We start from the raw sequence: 14,613 nt of genomic DNA on the forward strand, positions 1-14,613 counted from the left end.
CTATTTAAATTATTGAATGGCCTGCGGCACGGTCTGCCCATTTTTACGGGAGAGAAGCCATTGCCCGAGTGCATCAGGGGGAAGCGGCCTGGAAAACAGGTAACCCTGCATGACATCGCAATGCAGCATTTGCAGAAGCGCCTTCTGCTCGAGCGTTTCCACCCCTTCGGTCACGACCGTCATGCCCAGCCCGCTGCCAATGCCGATTACCGCCGTCGTAACGGCCTGAGCGTTTGCATCATGTTCAAGGTTCATGATGAAGCTGCGGTCGATCTTGATTTCGGTCAGGGGAAGGCGCATCAGGCGCGTCAGGCTGGAAAAGCCGGTGCCAAAATCATCCATGGACAGGCCTACGCCCATGGCGCGAAATGCTGTTCTGGCCATCGATCACCACGATCCCTTCAGGCACGCCCTCAAGAAGCTGGAGAGCGCACGAACCAGAAAGTGTATATTTCGTTTTTGAAACAATACTGATGCTTTTATTCATTGAATTGTGTTCTATACTATATTTTTCTGCTTATTTTTCTTATAATTATATGAGAATCTTCTGAGTTTTCAGATACATAGGTTTTCATATAAACTACAGAATGTTCGCAATCATTCTGAATACATTCGCTATTTGCAGCCGACAGGCCGCAGGCGTTACCCGGCACGCGCACGACGGCCCAGACATTTCCATCAAGGCGGGAGGCCACGGCACCAAGCACCCCAATCAGGGTAATATTGGCCACCTCATCGTAAGTCACGGTCAGGCGAGAAACCTGCTTGAACACGATTTCCAGCGGTGCGCGGGTTACATCTGCATGAAACGTTACGTCAACCAGCAATAGCCCTGACTCTGGTTTGCGGGCTGCCAGAACCAGCGTTCCACCAGGCTCTTCCACGCCAAGACGCGTCCATAGCACATGCAGTGGACCAGTGCTGTCAAACTCCATGATGCCGCCGCGCAGGATATAATCCCGTTCACCTGAGCTCGCCAGTTCAAGCAGGGTGGCACGCAGCCATGACCCCGGCCCCACGATCAGGCGGGCAACATTGCCCCCCGGTGCCGGTTGCCGGGACAGGGAAGCCCCCTGCGCAACGCCAACGAGTGCATGCGCCAGCACAAAGAACCCTCCGCGTATTTCCGTCTCCAGAGGGTTACAGACCAATCCGGGCAAATTGTCTGTCCTGCGCCCCATTTATTTTGTCATCCTACGTCGCAAAATTCTTAATTTTTGCGACGTAAATTTTTCTGAAGTATTCACACAAAAACAATCCCTTAGGTTGTGCGATTACAACCTAAACGCGTGTAATTGAACAAAGCATTGCAAATTTATAAAGTAACGTGTATAGAGAAATCAAAGTATCAGAAATTAACAATTGTGCAAAAATACATGAATAAAGTATATTCATGTCTTTGTGAATATGCTCTTCTATCTCTTTGAAATGTAACCCGAACGAAAATATAATGCTGGTTGGATATGCACGCGTAAGCACGGATGAACAGACTCTGGATGTGCAACTGGAGCATCTGCACAAGGCTGGTTGCAATTTCATCTTTGAAGAAAAAATGTCCGGCGCGGAGCGGCAACGTCCAGCACTCAACCGAATGTTAAAAAAAGTTAAGGCTGGTGATGTGGTTATCATTCACAAGCTCGACCGCCTCGCCCGCTCGACAAAACACCTTCTTGAAATTGCAGAGCATCTGCAAAAAAAACAGACGGGGCTTCGGTCCATTTCAGAGCCATGGGCCGATACCACCTCTCCGGCGGGGCGGATGATCCTGACCATATTTGCAGGCATAGCGGAGTTCGAACGGGCCCAGATCCGCGAACGTACGGCCGCAGGCCGCAGGCTTGCACGCCAGCGCGGCGTGCAGATGGGCCGCCCGACAAAGCTGACACATGATGACACGACTCTCGTCTGCCAGCTGGTCATGAAAGAGGGACTATCCGTTGCGCATGTGGCCAGGAGGTTCGGGGTACACAAGGCAACAGTCTACCGGATACTGAACCGGCATCAGCAAACCCCTGCGTAAAACCGGGTTCGGTCAACAAAGGGCGGGAATAAACAAACGGGCAAGATCATGCCAGCGGCGCGATACAGATCAGTAAGATGAAATGTTCCCGAACGCTTTGTCCCTCACCCTTACCTCCTGCGCCGCCGCAGATGATGAAACAGCATCTGCACGAATTGCAACAGCACCTTCCTGTCCATCTTGCTCACCCCTTCATGCCGGGCGCGGAACACGAATGGCAGTTCAATAACCCGCGGCCGCGCTTTCTGCGCCATGAGCAGGTCAAGCAGGATCTTGAACCCCGTGCCCGACAGGCCGCCAACCGACTGCACAAACAGGGCGCGCCGCATGGCGAAGAACCCGCTCATGGGGTCACTCACCCGGATGGGCAGCAGGCATTGCGCCACCCGGATGCCAAAGCCCGACAGCGCGCGCCGCCAGGCATTGGCCAGCCCGGCATTGTCGCCGCCTTTGACATGGCGGCTGCCTATGGCGATGTCATAGCCCTGGTGGCTTATGGCATCGGCCATGCCGGCCAGCAGGGCTTCATCATGCTGCATGTCGCAATCCATCACCGCCACGACTGGCGCTGAGGAGGACAGCACCCCCTCGATCACGGCGGAAGACAGGCCCCGCCGCCCGATCCGCAGCAGACCGCGCACCCGACTGTCAGCCTGTGCCAGGCGCCAGACCTCATCAATGGTGCCATCGGGTGAATTGTCATCGACAAAAATGAGTTCCCAGTCATGACCGGTCACCGCTTTTCGGACGGCATGGAACAGCGGCGCGATATTGCCCCGCTCCTGATAGCACGGAATGATGATGCTCAGCCCCGGCCCCGGATGAGGGGAAGCGCCTTCATGCCTCTCCCGTGGTTCAGATGCGGACAAAGCTTGCATGGTCGATAAAATCCCGGGCAGGGCACCTGATGAACACACGGGCGCGCAGACGCGACAGGAACACGAAAGGGCCGCTTACGCCTGGCCTCCGGAGATAAAGGATTTCCCCTACAGCCGCAACATGGGAACGCGGCCTGTTACAGGAAGATATTTCAAAACAATGCAGTGGTACAAATAATAATAGAAGCCTTTAGCCGCCCCGTCGCCTGGCGCGTTGCGAAAAACACGCCAGCAGCACCATCATTGTGTTTTCAGGCTGCCTGTCCGGCCATGGCTGAGGGTGCGCGGCATCGCTGGCTCTTCAGCCATGAGCCAGTCCTTGTGCGTGAAGTATGCGAACAGCATAAAAGTTCCATTCACAAATATTTATTTCTCTACAACCATAACGAGCAATCTACAAACTTCGCGGTTTATCGTATAAGTTGTGTTATTTTTGCCATATAACGCATATCTGATATGTTTTTTTGCTTTTTGTGATTGTTGTCTTTCATAGGGTAAATGTATGGTTAACGTGTGGCCAGATCGTGATCCGGCCTTTGTTTTGTCTTGCCATCCATGATCCCCGTGCAAGTCACACACTGGCATTTCTAAGGAAATGCTTAATACAGCTTCATGCCTCCACACTTTTACTGATCACTGTTCGCACTCCGAACTTACAGGCTGGTGGATTACTGATGAATACCGACATCGCCATTATAGGGGCAGGTCCCTATGGTCTTTCCCTTGCGGCGCACCTGCGCGAGAGGGGGGTGAATTTCCGTATTTTCGGGCGGCCCATGGCGTTCTGGCGCGACCATGTGCCCGCTGCCCTCCGGCTCAAGGCGGAAGGGTTCGCGCTTGATCTGTTCGATCCCGCGCGGCGGTTCACGCTGGCGCATTTCTGCCGTGAGCGCGGTTACCCTTACGCGCCAACCGGCGTGCCCATTCCCGCCGAAGTCTTTCGGGAATATGGCGAGACGTTCCAGAAAACCCATGTGCCCCAACTCATGCCGTTCAGGGTTACGCAACTGTCACAGGCAGGCGAGGGCTTTGCGCTGCGGCTGGAAAATGGCGAGAGCGTCATGGCGCGTAACGTGGTGCTGGCAGTCGGCATCGAGCATTTCGCCTATCTGCCCCCCGTCGCGCGCGGCCTGCCGCGCGAGCGGATAAGCCATACGTTTGACGAGACCGACTTCACCCGCTTCGCAGGCAAGCGCGTGGCGGTGATCGGGGCGGGGTCATCAGCAGTGGATGCGGCGTGCTTTTTGCATGATGCGGGGGCAGAGCCTTTCATCTGCACCCGGCGGCCCAAGATCTGGATCAATAATCCGCCACAGAAACTCAGCCTGTCACAGCGCGTGATCGCGCGCATCAAGAAACCCCGCTCCGGCCTTGGCACAGGCTGGCGCTCACGCATGGCGTGCGACCTGCCCGATGTGTTTCACATGCTGCCCGCGCGCCTGCGGCTGCGCATCACGCGCGGGCATCTGGGCCCTGCGGCGGGCTGGGTGACCGGGCAGGTCGTGCGCGAGAAGGTGCCGATCTGGCTCAACGTGGAACTCACCACCGCCGCCATGCACGAGGGCGCGGTTCACCTGACATTCCGCGACAAACAGACCGGGCTGACCCGCACGGTGGATGTCGACCACGTCTTTCTGGGTACCGGCGTGCAGGTCGCCGTTGACAAGCTGCCTTTTATCGACCCGGCCCTCGCGCGTGCCGTGCGCACGGAAGACAGCATGCCCGCGCTGTCCCGCCACTTCGAATCCAGCGTACCGGGGCTGTATTTCATCGGCCCGATGGCGGCTGGCAGCTTTGGCCCGCTGCTGCGCTTTGCGTGGGGGGCACGCTTTACCGCCCGCAGGCTGACAGCGCGGTTCAGGCGGCAACGCGCCTTCGCGCCACTTCCGCAACCGGCTTTTGCTCCGTAACGCTCCCCTGCCGGTCATGGCCGCCATGACCTGAACTGGAAAGTCCCGACCCATGAAAAATGATTTTACAGTTCTGATCGTCTCCTCCGTCTGGTGGTCTGCCATTACGCGGGCGGCGCTGGAATTCATCGAAAGCGGGGTGAGCGTGCACGCCATCTGCCCGCCCGGGCATTCCCTGCATTGCCTCGATGGCATCAAAAGCTTCAGCCGCTACCCCTATTTTGCCGCCCCCGGCGTGCTGGCAGAAGCGGTGGCCCGCATCAGGCCCGACCTGATCGTACCTGCCGATGACCGGGCGGTTCTGGCCCTGCACCAGGCCCATGCCGAGGCCGACCCCGGCACAGAATCTGGCCGCCTGTGCCGTGAAACCATTACGCGCTCACTCGGGCAGCCTGAGTTCTTCAGCTATGCCCAGACACGGCTCAAGCTGATCGATGCCTTCCGGGCCAAAGGCGTGCCCACCCCTGCCGCCGCCGCCCTGAATACGGCGCAGGACCTGCGCGCGTGGTGCGCGCAGACACCCGGCCCGTGGGTGCTCAAGCGCGACCGGAGCTGGGGCGGGTCGGGCGTGGTCATTGCCGATACCCCGCCTGAGGCGATGGCCGCCTTCCGCCGCCTGTCGCAGCCCGCGCGCATGGCCTGCGCGCTGCGCGTGCTGCTGGCGGATCGTGACATCTATTCCTTCATGGAGGCTTCAAGCCGCCGCCCCATGCCGGTCATGGCGCAGGCGCATGTGACCGGCATGCCCGCCAATATCATGGTGGCATGCTGGCGTGGCGAGGTGATTGCAACACTGGGGGCGAACGTGGTGGCCTATCAGGGGCGCACGGGGGCGGCCACGGTCATCGAGATCACCGAGGCGGCGGATATGGAGCATGCGGCGCGGGTGGCATGTAGCAGCCTGAAGCTTTCGGGTTTTTTTGGGCTGGATTTTGTGCGTTGCGCCAGAACCGGCACCTATCACTTCATAGAAATGAACCCGCGCCTGACCCAGATCGGCCATCTGTGCCATAATGGCACAACGCTGATCCGCAGCCTGCTGCACCATGTGCGCGGCACGCAGGTTGCCGTAACCTCGCCCGACATGCTCGACCTTGGCGCACGCACGCTCGTGGCCCTGTTTCCGCAGGTATTGCGTGCGGAAGCCGACAGCGTGCGCAATGCCTCCGCGTGGATCGACATTCCATGGCGGCACCCGGCCCTGGTGGAGGAACTGCTGCGCCGCCCCTGGCCGCGCCGTGGCTCGGTCGCCCGGCTGGAGGAACGCCTGCGGCCCAACATGCCTTACGGCAAATCAGTGGACCGCAGCGAGGCCATGGGCAAGCTCTCCACCCTGCTGCAGGCGGGCATGGTTACCGACATGCCGCTGGCCCTCCCGTAAGCCCCTTGCCCCGTTACCACCAGAGCGCGAAGCACAGGCATGCAAACAGGCCGCATGGCATCACCATGCGGCCCGTTGCGTAACCATGAGGGACCATGCCCCCCTTCAATGCGGCTTACCGTGGTGGCCTGAAACACCTCACCCACGGAGCAGTCTGAAAACCAGGAACCCGTTTTTTGGAAAGCTTTTTTCAAAACTTCAGGCAACACCGTCCGCATGAAACAGGGCGGCGCCCGGCAGGCTGCTAGAAAGCGGCCTGGATACGACCGGCGACGGAATTGCCATTACGGCCGTACAGGTCATACAGGGCGCTGTTACGGCTGACGATGATGTGGTTGAAGTCAAGCATGAAGCGGAAATGGCGGTTGGGATACCAGTTCACCCCTGCCGACCAGACCGTCTGCTGCCCGCCACGGATACCACCGGGCGTGCCCAGGGCGCTATCCAGATCCGCCACGCTGTAACGGGCGGACAGTTCCAGCGCGCCCCAGTAACCGTGGGCCGGGTCAAACGCATGGTCCACGCCCGGCGCGGCGAATGCACCTTCCTTGATGTTGTAGCTACGCGCCTTGCCAAACAGGGTGTAGTTGGCCGCGCCATAGTAACCCTGAAAATTGACGGTGCCACGGTTGGCGGCACTTGCACCGTAGTTGTCACCACGGGTCACGCCAATGTGGTAGTATTCACCCTTCAGCACCAGGCGCTTCCAGCGAAAGCCGAGTTCGGGACCGGCAGACCAGATGCTGCCCACATTGCCCACCGTCGTGCTGAGGAATTTGGTAGTGGTCAGGTTGACTTCAGGCCCTTCAGAGAAGGTGTAGCTGCGCGAGCCGCCATTCTCCGCAACCTTGAATGCGGTAATGCCCGACAGGCCAACATGCACGTCAATATCCCTGGACATGTAAGGACGGCCTGCCACGCGGAACGTGGCGCCGCTCTGGCTGTCGGCAATGCCGGTATAGCTGTTGACGCCGGTTACCTTTTCAGGCGAGCCGCCACGGCTGCCATAGCTCTGGCCCGTCACGTAACCCGCAATCCACCAGCGTTTTGCATAATGCAGCGCGCCGAAGCTCATGCGTGCATCACCGGCAGCGATGTTACGCACGATATCGGTAATGGCGGGGCGTTCCATCATCTCGAATTCGTTCGAGCTTTCGGAGTCTTCTTCCGTCACGCGCGGCTGGAAGTAACCGGCGGTGATGATGGTGTTGTGAAAGCCGGCATAGTTGAGGTTGGCTTCATACAGCGTTGTCGCGCCATCGCCCGTGCCGTTACCGAAGTCAGGCGTAATGTTGGCGATCCAGTTCTTGTAACGGAACGAGATGGGAATACGCAGGCGGCGGGCGTTTTCGGCCAGGCTGGAAAAATCACCACGCGCCTCACCCCGCCGCGGGGACATGCCCATGAAGCCACCGATATCTTCATGGAAAGCAAGGCCGATGGACATGGCATACATGCCATCATCAGATGAAATGGTCGGACGGCCACCGGGGAAGCCCACCATCATGCCACCAAGATGTAGCGCCTCTTCCTTTTCCGTCGCGGCGCGGAAGGAGGACCAGGAGGAGGAAACGCCACGGTCGGACGGCGGCGTGCCAAGATCGGCATGCTGCAGCACGTTGCCTATTCCACTGCCCGTACCGGTATCGCCACCGATATGGATGTCACGCGCGTAGCTTGCGGGCAGAGGCTGGCCATTGGCGGCGGCTACCCGGCGGGCCTGCGCCGCATTGGCGGCGGTGGTGTTGGGGGCGTGCACTTCAGCACGGGCAAGGCGCTGGCGCAGGATGTTGATCTGGCCCGACATTTCACGCCGCATTTCCTGCATTTCGTGCTGCAGGGCCTGAATCTGGGCCGCATCGGATGCGGATGCCGCATGAGCCGACTGCAGGGAACACGCCCCCCACAGGGCGGAGGAACCAAGCAACAGTGAAGCAGCTGAGCGGCGAATCATATTAACCATTCCGTAATGAAGAATGGGTTCATTTAAGGGCGTGACACAGTTTTGTGTGTTATGTTTCCAATACAGTTTCATGAAGGTTTTATGACAATCCTCCATACAGAAAAACCGCCCGGAAACCGGGCGGTTCTGTTCTGTCTTTACTGTGTCGGGAGGCTTATTGAGCGCTGTCCCACTGGCGCAGGATCTCGGTCTTGACCGTGTCCGGCACCGTTACGTAATCGAGCTTGTTGGCCGCCGCATCCCCGCTCTTGAGCGCATAGCCAAAGAACCTGCGCACGGCCGCCCCATGGTCGGCCTTGGCGGTGGGCACCGGCACGAGCACATAGGTGGGCGAGACAATCGGCCACGCGCCAGCGCCCGCCGTATCGAGCAGATCAACGGCGAAGTGGGCGGCATCCTTCCAGTCCGCGGCCTCGGCTGCGCTCTTGAAGCTGTCCATATCGGGGGCGACATAGGCGCCGCTATGGTTCTTCAGCTTGACGGTCACCATGTGCGCGTTGGCGGCGAAAGCATATTCGACATAGCCGATCGCGCCCTCGGTGTTGCGCACGGAGGCCGCTACGCCATCATTGCCACGTGCGCCAATGCCACCCGGCCAGGCGATGGAAGCACCTGTGCCCTGCCCTTCGCGCCATGCTGGCGAGACACGGGCGAGATAGCCGGTGAACACTGCCGTCGTGCCCGAGCCATCGGCGCGGTGCACGGTGGCCACGGCCGTGTCAGGCAGTTTTACGCCGGGGTTGAGGGCTGCGATGCGCTCGTCGTTCCACTGCTCGATCTCGCCGCGATAAAGGGCGGCAAGCGTGGGACCATCAAGCTGGATCTGGTTGGCGGTAATGCCGGGCAGGTTGATGACCGGCACGATGCCACCCATGACCGTGGGAAACTGGAACAGATGGGCGTTTTCCAGCTTCTGCGCATCCATCGGCACGTCGGAGGCGCCAAAATCAACCGTGCCCGCCAGGATCTGGTTCTGCCCGGCGGAGGAGCCGACCGTCTGATAATTCAGGTTGACGCCCGCAGCACTGCGCCCCTCCGCCCCCCAGGCGCCATAGATGGGTGCGGCGAAGCTGGAACCGGCCCCTGTAATGTCAGCGGCATGGGCCATGACGGGCAGGGCGCTTGCCAGCAGGGCACAGGTAAGCATTCGAGCAGGAAAGGACATAATACTCATGTTCTCCGACATGAAGAATACAGACGCGTCTGGCCTTGCAGCCGACAGGCCGGAGAATAAAAAATTAACATCCGTAATAAAAATGATATGTCCATGACAGTTTTATGAAGGAAATATGAACCCCCCAATACCTGCCATGGCCCTGCTCAGGCGCGGCTGTACGCATCCTCCAGCCGCACGATATCATCCTCACCCAGATATGGGCCGGACTGTACCTCGATCAGGGTCAGCGGAATGCGGCCGGGGTTTTTCAGCCGGTGCGTGGCACCAAGCGGCAGATAGACGCTCTCGTTCTCGCGCACCAGAATATCCTCCCCGTTGCGCGTGACCTGCGCCGTGCCTTCCACCACCACCCAGTGCTCGGCACGGTGATAATGTTTCTGCAGCGACAGCATCCGCCCCGGCTCCACCACGATCCGCTTGACCTGAAAGCGGGTGCCCACGATCAGCGTTTCATAAAAGCCCCAGGGGCGGTAGCGGCGGCGGTGGGCGGTGGCTTCGGGGCGGCCAGCCTTTTTCAGCGCAGCCACGATGGTTTTCACATCCTGCGCATGATGGCGGTGGGTGACCAGCACCGCATCCTCATTGACCACCACAAGCAGGTCTTCCACCCCGCTCACTGCTGTCAGGATGCCATCGGTGCGCACGTAGCTGTTGGTGGTGTTGTTGAGCACCACATCGCCACTGACCACATTGCCCGCATCATCGGGCGGCCCGAGTTCCCACAGCGCATCCCAACTGCCTACGTCCGACCAGCCGAAATCACCGGGGATGACGGTCATGAGGTCGGTGCGCTCGGCCACGGCGTAATCGATCGAGATATCAGGCGATGCGGCGAAGGCCGTGGGGTCCAGCCGCTCGAAATCAATGTCGGAGCGCCGCTCGCGCACGGCCACGCGCATGGCGGCGAGAATGGCGGGCTCGAATTTTTCCATCTCGCTCAACAGGGTCCGGGCCGTGAACAAGAACATGCCCGAGTTCCATAAAAAACGCCCCGAGCCAAACATGCGCTCGGCATTGGCAGCATCGGGTTTTTCAACAAACCGCTCCACCGCGAAGGCACCGTCATACCCCGCAAGCGGCGCGCCTTTTTCAATATAACCATAGCCGGTCTCGGCCCGCGTGGGGGTCATGCCGAATGTCACGATCCGCCCGGCCCGCGCCACCTGTGCCGCCAGCGCAAGTGCCGGGGCGACGTTCTGCGGTTTCTGCATCGCGGCATCGGCGGCCATGATCCACAGCACCGCATCGGGGTCGGTCTCGGCCGCGAGCAGGGCGGCGGCGGCGATGGCGGGGGCGGAATTGCGCCCCACCGGCTCAAGCAGGATGCGCGGCGCGGTTATGCCCACTTCGCGCAACTGTTCGGCCATGATGAAGCGGTGCTCGTTGTTGCACACCACGATGGGCGCGCTGAAACCCGGCCCATGGCTGCGCAGCGCGGTTTCCTGCACCAGGGTGCGCTGCGAGACCAGCGGCCAGAACTGCTTGGGGTAGGCGCTGCGCGAGACGGGCCACAACCGGCTGCCACTCCCGCCTGACAGAATGACCGGAACCACGGACAGGGCAGGATGCGGGAGGGAATCGGTCATGGAGACTCCTGAAGGAACGGGGGCACTGGTTATCCACAAAGCGTTTGAAAATGACGGAAGTTCTGGAACACGCCTTTTTTGGGAACGCGCGGGAGAGCGCGGCCTTCGCGCCAAAAACCGCCCCGGGCATTTCGAGCCGCACCCTGTTTCTAAAACACGCGCTTAGTGAATTTTCTGGGCATCGGCGCGCAGCACGTCAAGCGAGCTACGCAACTGCATCGCCTTCTCGAAATCGTTCATCTGCTCGCGCCGGTCGGCAAACAGGATGGCGTCGATGCGCAGCACCAGCTTGCGCAGCCGCCAGAACTGCTCGACATCGACAATCAGCGTGCGGGACATGTCTTCGAGCGCGCCGACCTGGACGTATTTGCTGTTGTGGAGGGGATCATCATGCAGTTCCTCCACGAAAATGGGCACGAAACACAGCGCCACCGAACAGGGCGAGGGCGTGAAGGGGCGGATCTCGTGCCCGTCATACTCCTTGACGCGGCTGATATCGAACTTGGCGTATTCCTGCAGCAGCCAGGTCATCTGTGCCGGGGGGGCTATGCGGGCGAAGTCCTTGCGGGTGAAATCGAGGAACACCTTGCGGTCCCTGATGATGGTCTGGTTATCGACAGCAAGCTGCTGGGCATAGGCCGCTTCCTCCTGCGAATGCTTGATCAGGATATTATGCCTGGCAAAATTCGTGTCGCTCTGGGTGTCCCAGTGCAGGTAGAACGCAAACACCGTTCCCAGGCACAGCAGCACCGGCACGCTCATGCAGGCCCACCAGTGCCGCCGCGCAAAGGCCCGCAGGCCCTTATCTTCATCCATCCGGGCCGGATACATGCACCCGATCTCCCTGTCTGTGCCCTGCGCGGGGGAAACCCGAAGGCCTCATGCGCCGGGCCGTGACCTGCCACGCCGGGCGGCACCGCCTGTTCCAGCCTCCATGATAGCAGAAGAGCCGCGACACTGTCATGCCGCGGGCATGCACGGAGCTGATCCCTGCCCTCCGCTCAAGCCACGGCCCTTCTGGCTGGCCCTGACATCATATCCATCATGATTGATAATATCAGATGCATGCCGCCCGGCTCCGCTGCCGGGTCACGGCACGGGCCCGTGTCATGCCCGCATGGCCCGCATAACCGGGCTTTTATGACTGCACGGTACAGGATACGGCCTGCAACCCGCGCTCCAGCAGCAAAAACCGCCCATGCAATAATCAATTCTTAATGGATGTGCCCTAGCAGGAGGGACGTGCCCCGGCACGCTCCCGATGCCCCCCAGCCAAGGTAAGAACCATTGTCCGCGGACCTGCTCCTGACACTGACCCCGACGGAACAACAGGACCTCCAGCAGATCAGGGAGTCCGGCCAGTTCGACGCCGCCTTCTATCTCGCCAGCTATACGGATGTGGCCGGATCGGAACTTGATCCCCTGCTGCATTACGTCAAATACGGCTACCGGGAAGGGCGGCAGCCAAACCGCAACTTCCGGCCCGATGCCTACCTGATCCAGCACCCTGATGCGGGGGCCCGCAACCGCAACCCCTTCATCCATTTCCTGCACACGCATGCGGGGTGCCATGTGGCCCATCAGGGCCTGCTTACGCGCTTCCACCTCGAGGATCTGAGCATCGGCGTGCGCACGCTCGAGCAGCTGCCGTTTTTCGAGCCCGACGCCTATCACGACAGCAACCGCGATCTCGACCGCGACATGACGGACATGGCCGAGCACGCCCTGCTCTATGGCGTGCCCGAAGGGCGGCGCATCTTCAGCCCGCTCCGCGTATCAGAAACACTGGGTGCGCTGTGCGCGGCGAAAGGGCTGGATGATGCGGACTACCTCGCCCCCGGCGGCCCCGTGCCCGAAAGCATTGGCGTCTATTACAATTCGGCGGGCAATGTCTTCATCCACGAAATCGCGGCCGACCTGCACCGCAGCCTGAGCCATGCCGGGCTGGACTGCCGCCTGCTTGATGAGACCGCCAGCATCGATGACCGGCCCGCGCTGTGCATTTTCGTCGCCCCGCATGAATTCTTCCACCTCGGTCGCGGGCGGGACTGGGCCACGGGCGCCATCATCCGCGATGCCATCATGTTCAATACCGAACAGCCCCAGACCCTGTGGTTCGAGCGCGGCCTGCCCTTCATGCTCATGGCGGCAGGCGTGATCGATATCTGCCACCAGATGGCCGAGAGCTTCCGGCAGGCCGGGCTGCCCGCCATCCATTTCACCCCCACGATCGGCACCACGCGCGATTATCTGCAAAAGGACGACATGCAGCACCCCATGGTGCGCATCCTGCCGCCCGCGTGCCGCAAGCGCCCCGACCCCACCACGCCGTTTGCCGCCCGTGGGCTGGATATCAGCTTTTTTGGCGGCCTCTCCGCCCACCGCGAAAAGTTCTTTGCCCGCAATGCCGGTTTCTTCGCGCAGTACCGCACCTATTTCTACTACCGCAAGTTCACCACGCCCATCGATACCAGCCCGCGTGACAGGCCGCTCTCGCGCCTTGCTGCCCACGTGGCGGGGCATTCGCGCATTGCGCTGAACATCCACCGCGATGATTACGGTTTTTTTGAATGGCACCGCATCGTCAAGGGCGCCATGGCCAACGGGGCGGTGGTGGTGTCCGAGCCGTGCCTGCCGCATCCGGTGTTCCGCTCGGGCGAGCACTTCCTTGAAGAAACGGGCCGCCATATCCCCAACCTGATCGAATGGCTCACCCACACGCCAGAGGGGCAGGCAAAGGCTGAGGCCATCCGCCAAAGCGCCCTGAAACTGATCGGCACGCCCGCGGGCAACCGGGCGTGCTGCACGCGCATCCGCGACTTTATCGCCCATGTATGGAGCACACCGGAAGAATGAGCATCGCTGCCCCCTGGATGGCGACCGACGAGACCGCCTTCGCCTTCAAGCAACGCCGCAAGAAACCAGCCGATCTGGTCAGCCTGTGCGTTACCAACTTCAATTATGGCCGCTACATCATCGAAGCGCTTGAATCCCTCGCCGCCCAGACCCACCAGGCCCTTGAACTGGTGGTGGTGGATGACTGCTCGGGCAAGGATGACTCGGTGGCCCTCATCACCGCGTGGATGGAGGAAAACCACGCGCGTTTCTGGCGCTGCGCCCTGATCGTGCACACGCGCAACCTTGGCCCCTCAGCCGCGCGCAACACCGCGTTTCGCCATGCGGGCGGGGCGTTCGTGTTTGTGATGGATGCGGATAACATGATCTACCCCCGCGCCATCGCCCGCCTGCATGAGGCAGCAGTGGATGGCGGGTTTGACGCCACCTACTGCCAGCTTGAATATTTTGGCAAGGAACAGCGCATCGGCTCGGCCGATATATGGGATCCCGCCCAGATCGTGCGTGAAAACTACGTGGACGTGATGGCCCTGCTGCGCCGGGAGGCCTGGGTGGCGGTGGATGGCTACAGCCACATTGACGAAGGCTGGGAAGACTATGATTTCTGGCTGAAATTCATCGGCCGCGACTTCGAGGCCGCCTACGTGCCCGAGATCCTGTGCCGCTACCGCGTGCATGGCAATTCACGCACCACCAACGAGGCATGGGTCGCGCATGAAAGCCTGCGCGCCATCATGGCATTCCGCCACCCTGCGCTGAGCGCGCGCTACCGCCAGCCGCCTGCGGTTGCAAAACCCTGAAAAAAGCCGCGTATTCCCGCTCACGCCGCCCTGTGCTTTATT

At 60.5% G+C, this 14,613-nt stretch carries 11 protein-coding genes and 1 pseudogene; 5 read left to right on the top strand and 7 right to left on the bottom strand.

Annotated elements, in window-relative coordinates; all coding sequences use genetic code 11:
- Positions 1 to 9: 9 nt before the first annotated feature.
- Both R5N89_RS11785 and R5N89_RS11790 read right to left on the bottom strand, forming a co-directional pair.
- Positions 10 to 372 (bottom strand): annotated as a pseudogene (locus tag R5N89_RS11785) (EAL domain-containing protein); the annotation flags it as partial.
- 131 nt (positions 373 to 503) lie between these two features.
- Positions 504 to 1,181 (bottom strand): hypothetical protein, encoded by a 678-nt coding sequence (locus tag R5N89_RS11790; RefSeq protein ID WP_146220217.1) that lies wholly within the window; start codon positions 1,179 to 1,181, stop codon positions 504 to 506.
- A gap of 269 nt (positions 1,182 to 1,450) precedes the next feature.
- Here R5N89_RS11790 and R5N89_RS11795 point away from each other — a divergent pair, with 269 nt between their 5' ends.
- Positions 1,451 to 2,020 (top strand): recombinase family protein, encoded by a 570-nt coding sequence (locus R5N89_RS11795; protein WP_110569478.1) that lies wholly within the window; start codon positions 1,451 to 1,453, stop codon positions 2,018 to 2,020.
- Positions 2,021 to 2,130: 110 nt separating this feature from the next.
- On the opposite strand, the gene R5N89_RS11800 is transcribed toward R5N89_RS11795, so the two are convergent.
- Positions 2,131 to 2,898 carry a polyprenol monophosphomannose synthase gene (locus tag R5N89_RS11800; protein WP_110569479.1) on the bottom strand — a complete coding sequence of 256 codons (768 nt, stop codon included), beginning with the start codon at positions 2,896 to 2,898 and terminating at the stop codon, positions 2,131 to 2,133.
- A gap of 674 nt (positions 2,899 to 3,572) precedes the next feature.
- On the opposite strand from R5N89_RS11800, the gene R5N89_RS11805 reads away from it, so the two are divergent.
- Both R5N89_RS11805 and R5N89_RS11810 read left to right on the top strand, forming a co-directional pair.
- Positions 3,573 to 4,808 (top strand): NAD(P)-binding domain-containing protein, encoded by a 1,236-nt coding sequence (locus R5N89_RS11805; protein WP_110569480.1) that lies wholly within the window; start codon positions 3,573 to 3,575, stop codon positions 4,806 to 4,808.
- A gap of 52 nt (positions 4,809 to 4,860) precedes the next feature.
- Positions 4,861 to 6,189 (top strand): ATP-grasp domain-containing protein, encoded by a 1,329-nt coding sequence (locus tag R5N89_RS11810; protein ID WP_110569481.1) that lies wholly within the window; start codon positions 4,861 to 4,863, stop codon positions 6,187 to 6,189.
- A 244-nt stretch (positions 6,190 to 6,433) separates the two neighbouring features.
- On the opposite strand, the gene R5N89_RS11815 is transcribed toward R5N89_RS11810, so the two are convergent.
- The 4 genes from R5N89_RS11815 to R5N89_RS11830 form a co-directional block, all read right to left on the bottom strand.
- Complete coding sequence (locus R5N89_RS11815; protein ID WP_373320482.1) at positions 6,434 to 8,152, bottom strand: OprO/OprP family phosphate-selective porin; 1,719 nt, start codon at positions 8,150 to 8,152, stop codon at positions 6,434 to 6,436.
- A 154-nt stretch (positions 8,153 to 8,306) separates the two neighbouring features.
- Positions 8,307 to 9,299: a phosphate ABC transporter substrate-binding protein PstS gene (pstS, locus tag R5N89_RS11820; protein ID WP_110569483.1), complete on the bottom strand. Its 993-nt coding sequence runs from the start codon at positions 9,297 to 9,299 to the stop codon at positions 8,307 to 8,309.
- Positions 9,300 to 9,472: 173 nt separating this feature from the next.
- Positions 9,473 to 10,915, bottom strand: a complete 1,443-nt coding sequence (locus R5N89_RS11825; RefSeq protein ID WP_110569484.1) for a mannose-1-phosphate guanylyltransferase/mannose-6-phosphate isomerase — start codon at positions 10,913 to 10,915, stop codon at positions 9,473 to 9,475.
- A 162-nt stretch (positions 10,916 to 11,077) separates the two neighbouring features.
- On the bottom strand, positions 11,078 to 11,746 hold the full coding sequence (locus tag R5N89_RS11830; RefSeq protein ID WP_110569485.1) for a hypothetical protein: 669 nt from the start codon (positions 11,744 to 11,746) through the stop codon (positions 11,078 to 11,080).
- Between the two features lie 456 nt (positions 11,747 to 12,202).
- Here R5N89_RS11830 and R5N89_RS11835 point away from each other — a divergent pair, with 456 nt between their 5' ends.
- A complete protein-coding gene (locus R5N89_RS11835) occupies positions 12,203 to 13,771 on the top strand; it encodes a hypothetical protein (RefSeq protein ID WP_110569486.1) in 1,569 nt (522 codons plus the stop codon).
- Positions 13,768 to 14,571: a glycosyltransferase family 2 protein gene (locus R5N89_RS11840; protein WP_110569487.1), complete on the top strand. Its 804-nt coding sequence runs from the start codon at positions 13,768 to 13,770 to the stop codon at positions 14,569 to 14,571. The genes R5N89_RS11835 and R5N89_RS11840 overlap by 4 nt, the downstream gene beginning before the upstream one ends.
- The last annotated feature ends 42 nt before the right edge of the window (positions 14,572 to 14,613 follow it).

Origin of the sequence: Komagataeibacter sucrofermentans DSM 15973 (genome assembly GCF_040581405.1) — a bacterium.
Lineage (GTDB): Bacteria > Pseudomonadota > Alphaproteobacteria > Acetobacterales > Acetobacteraceae > Komagataeibacter > Komagataeibacter sucrofermentans.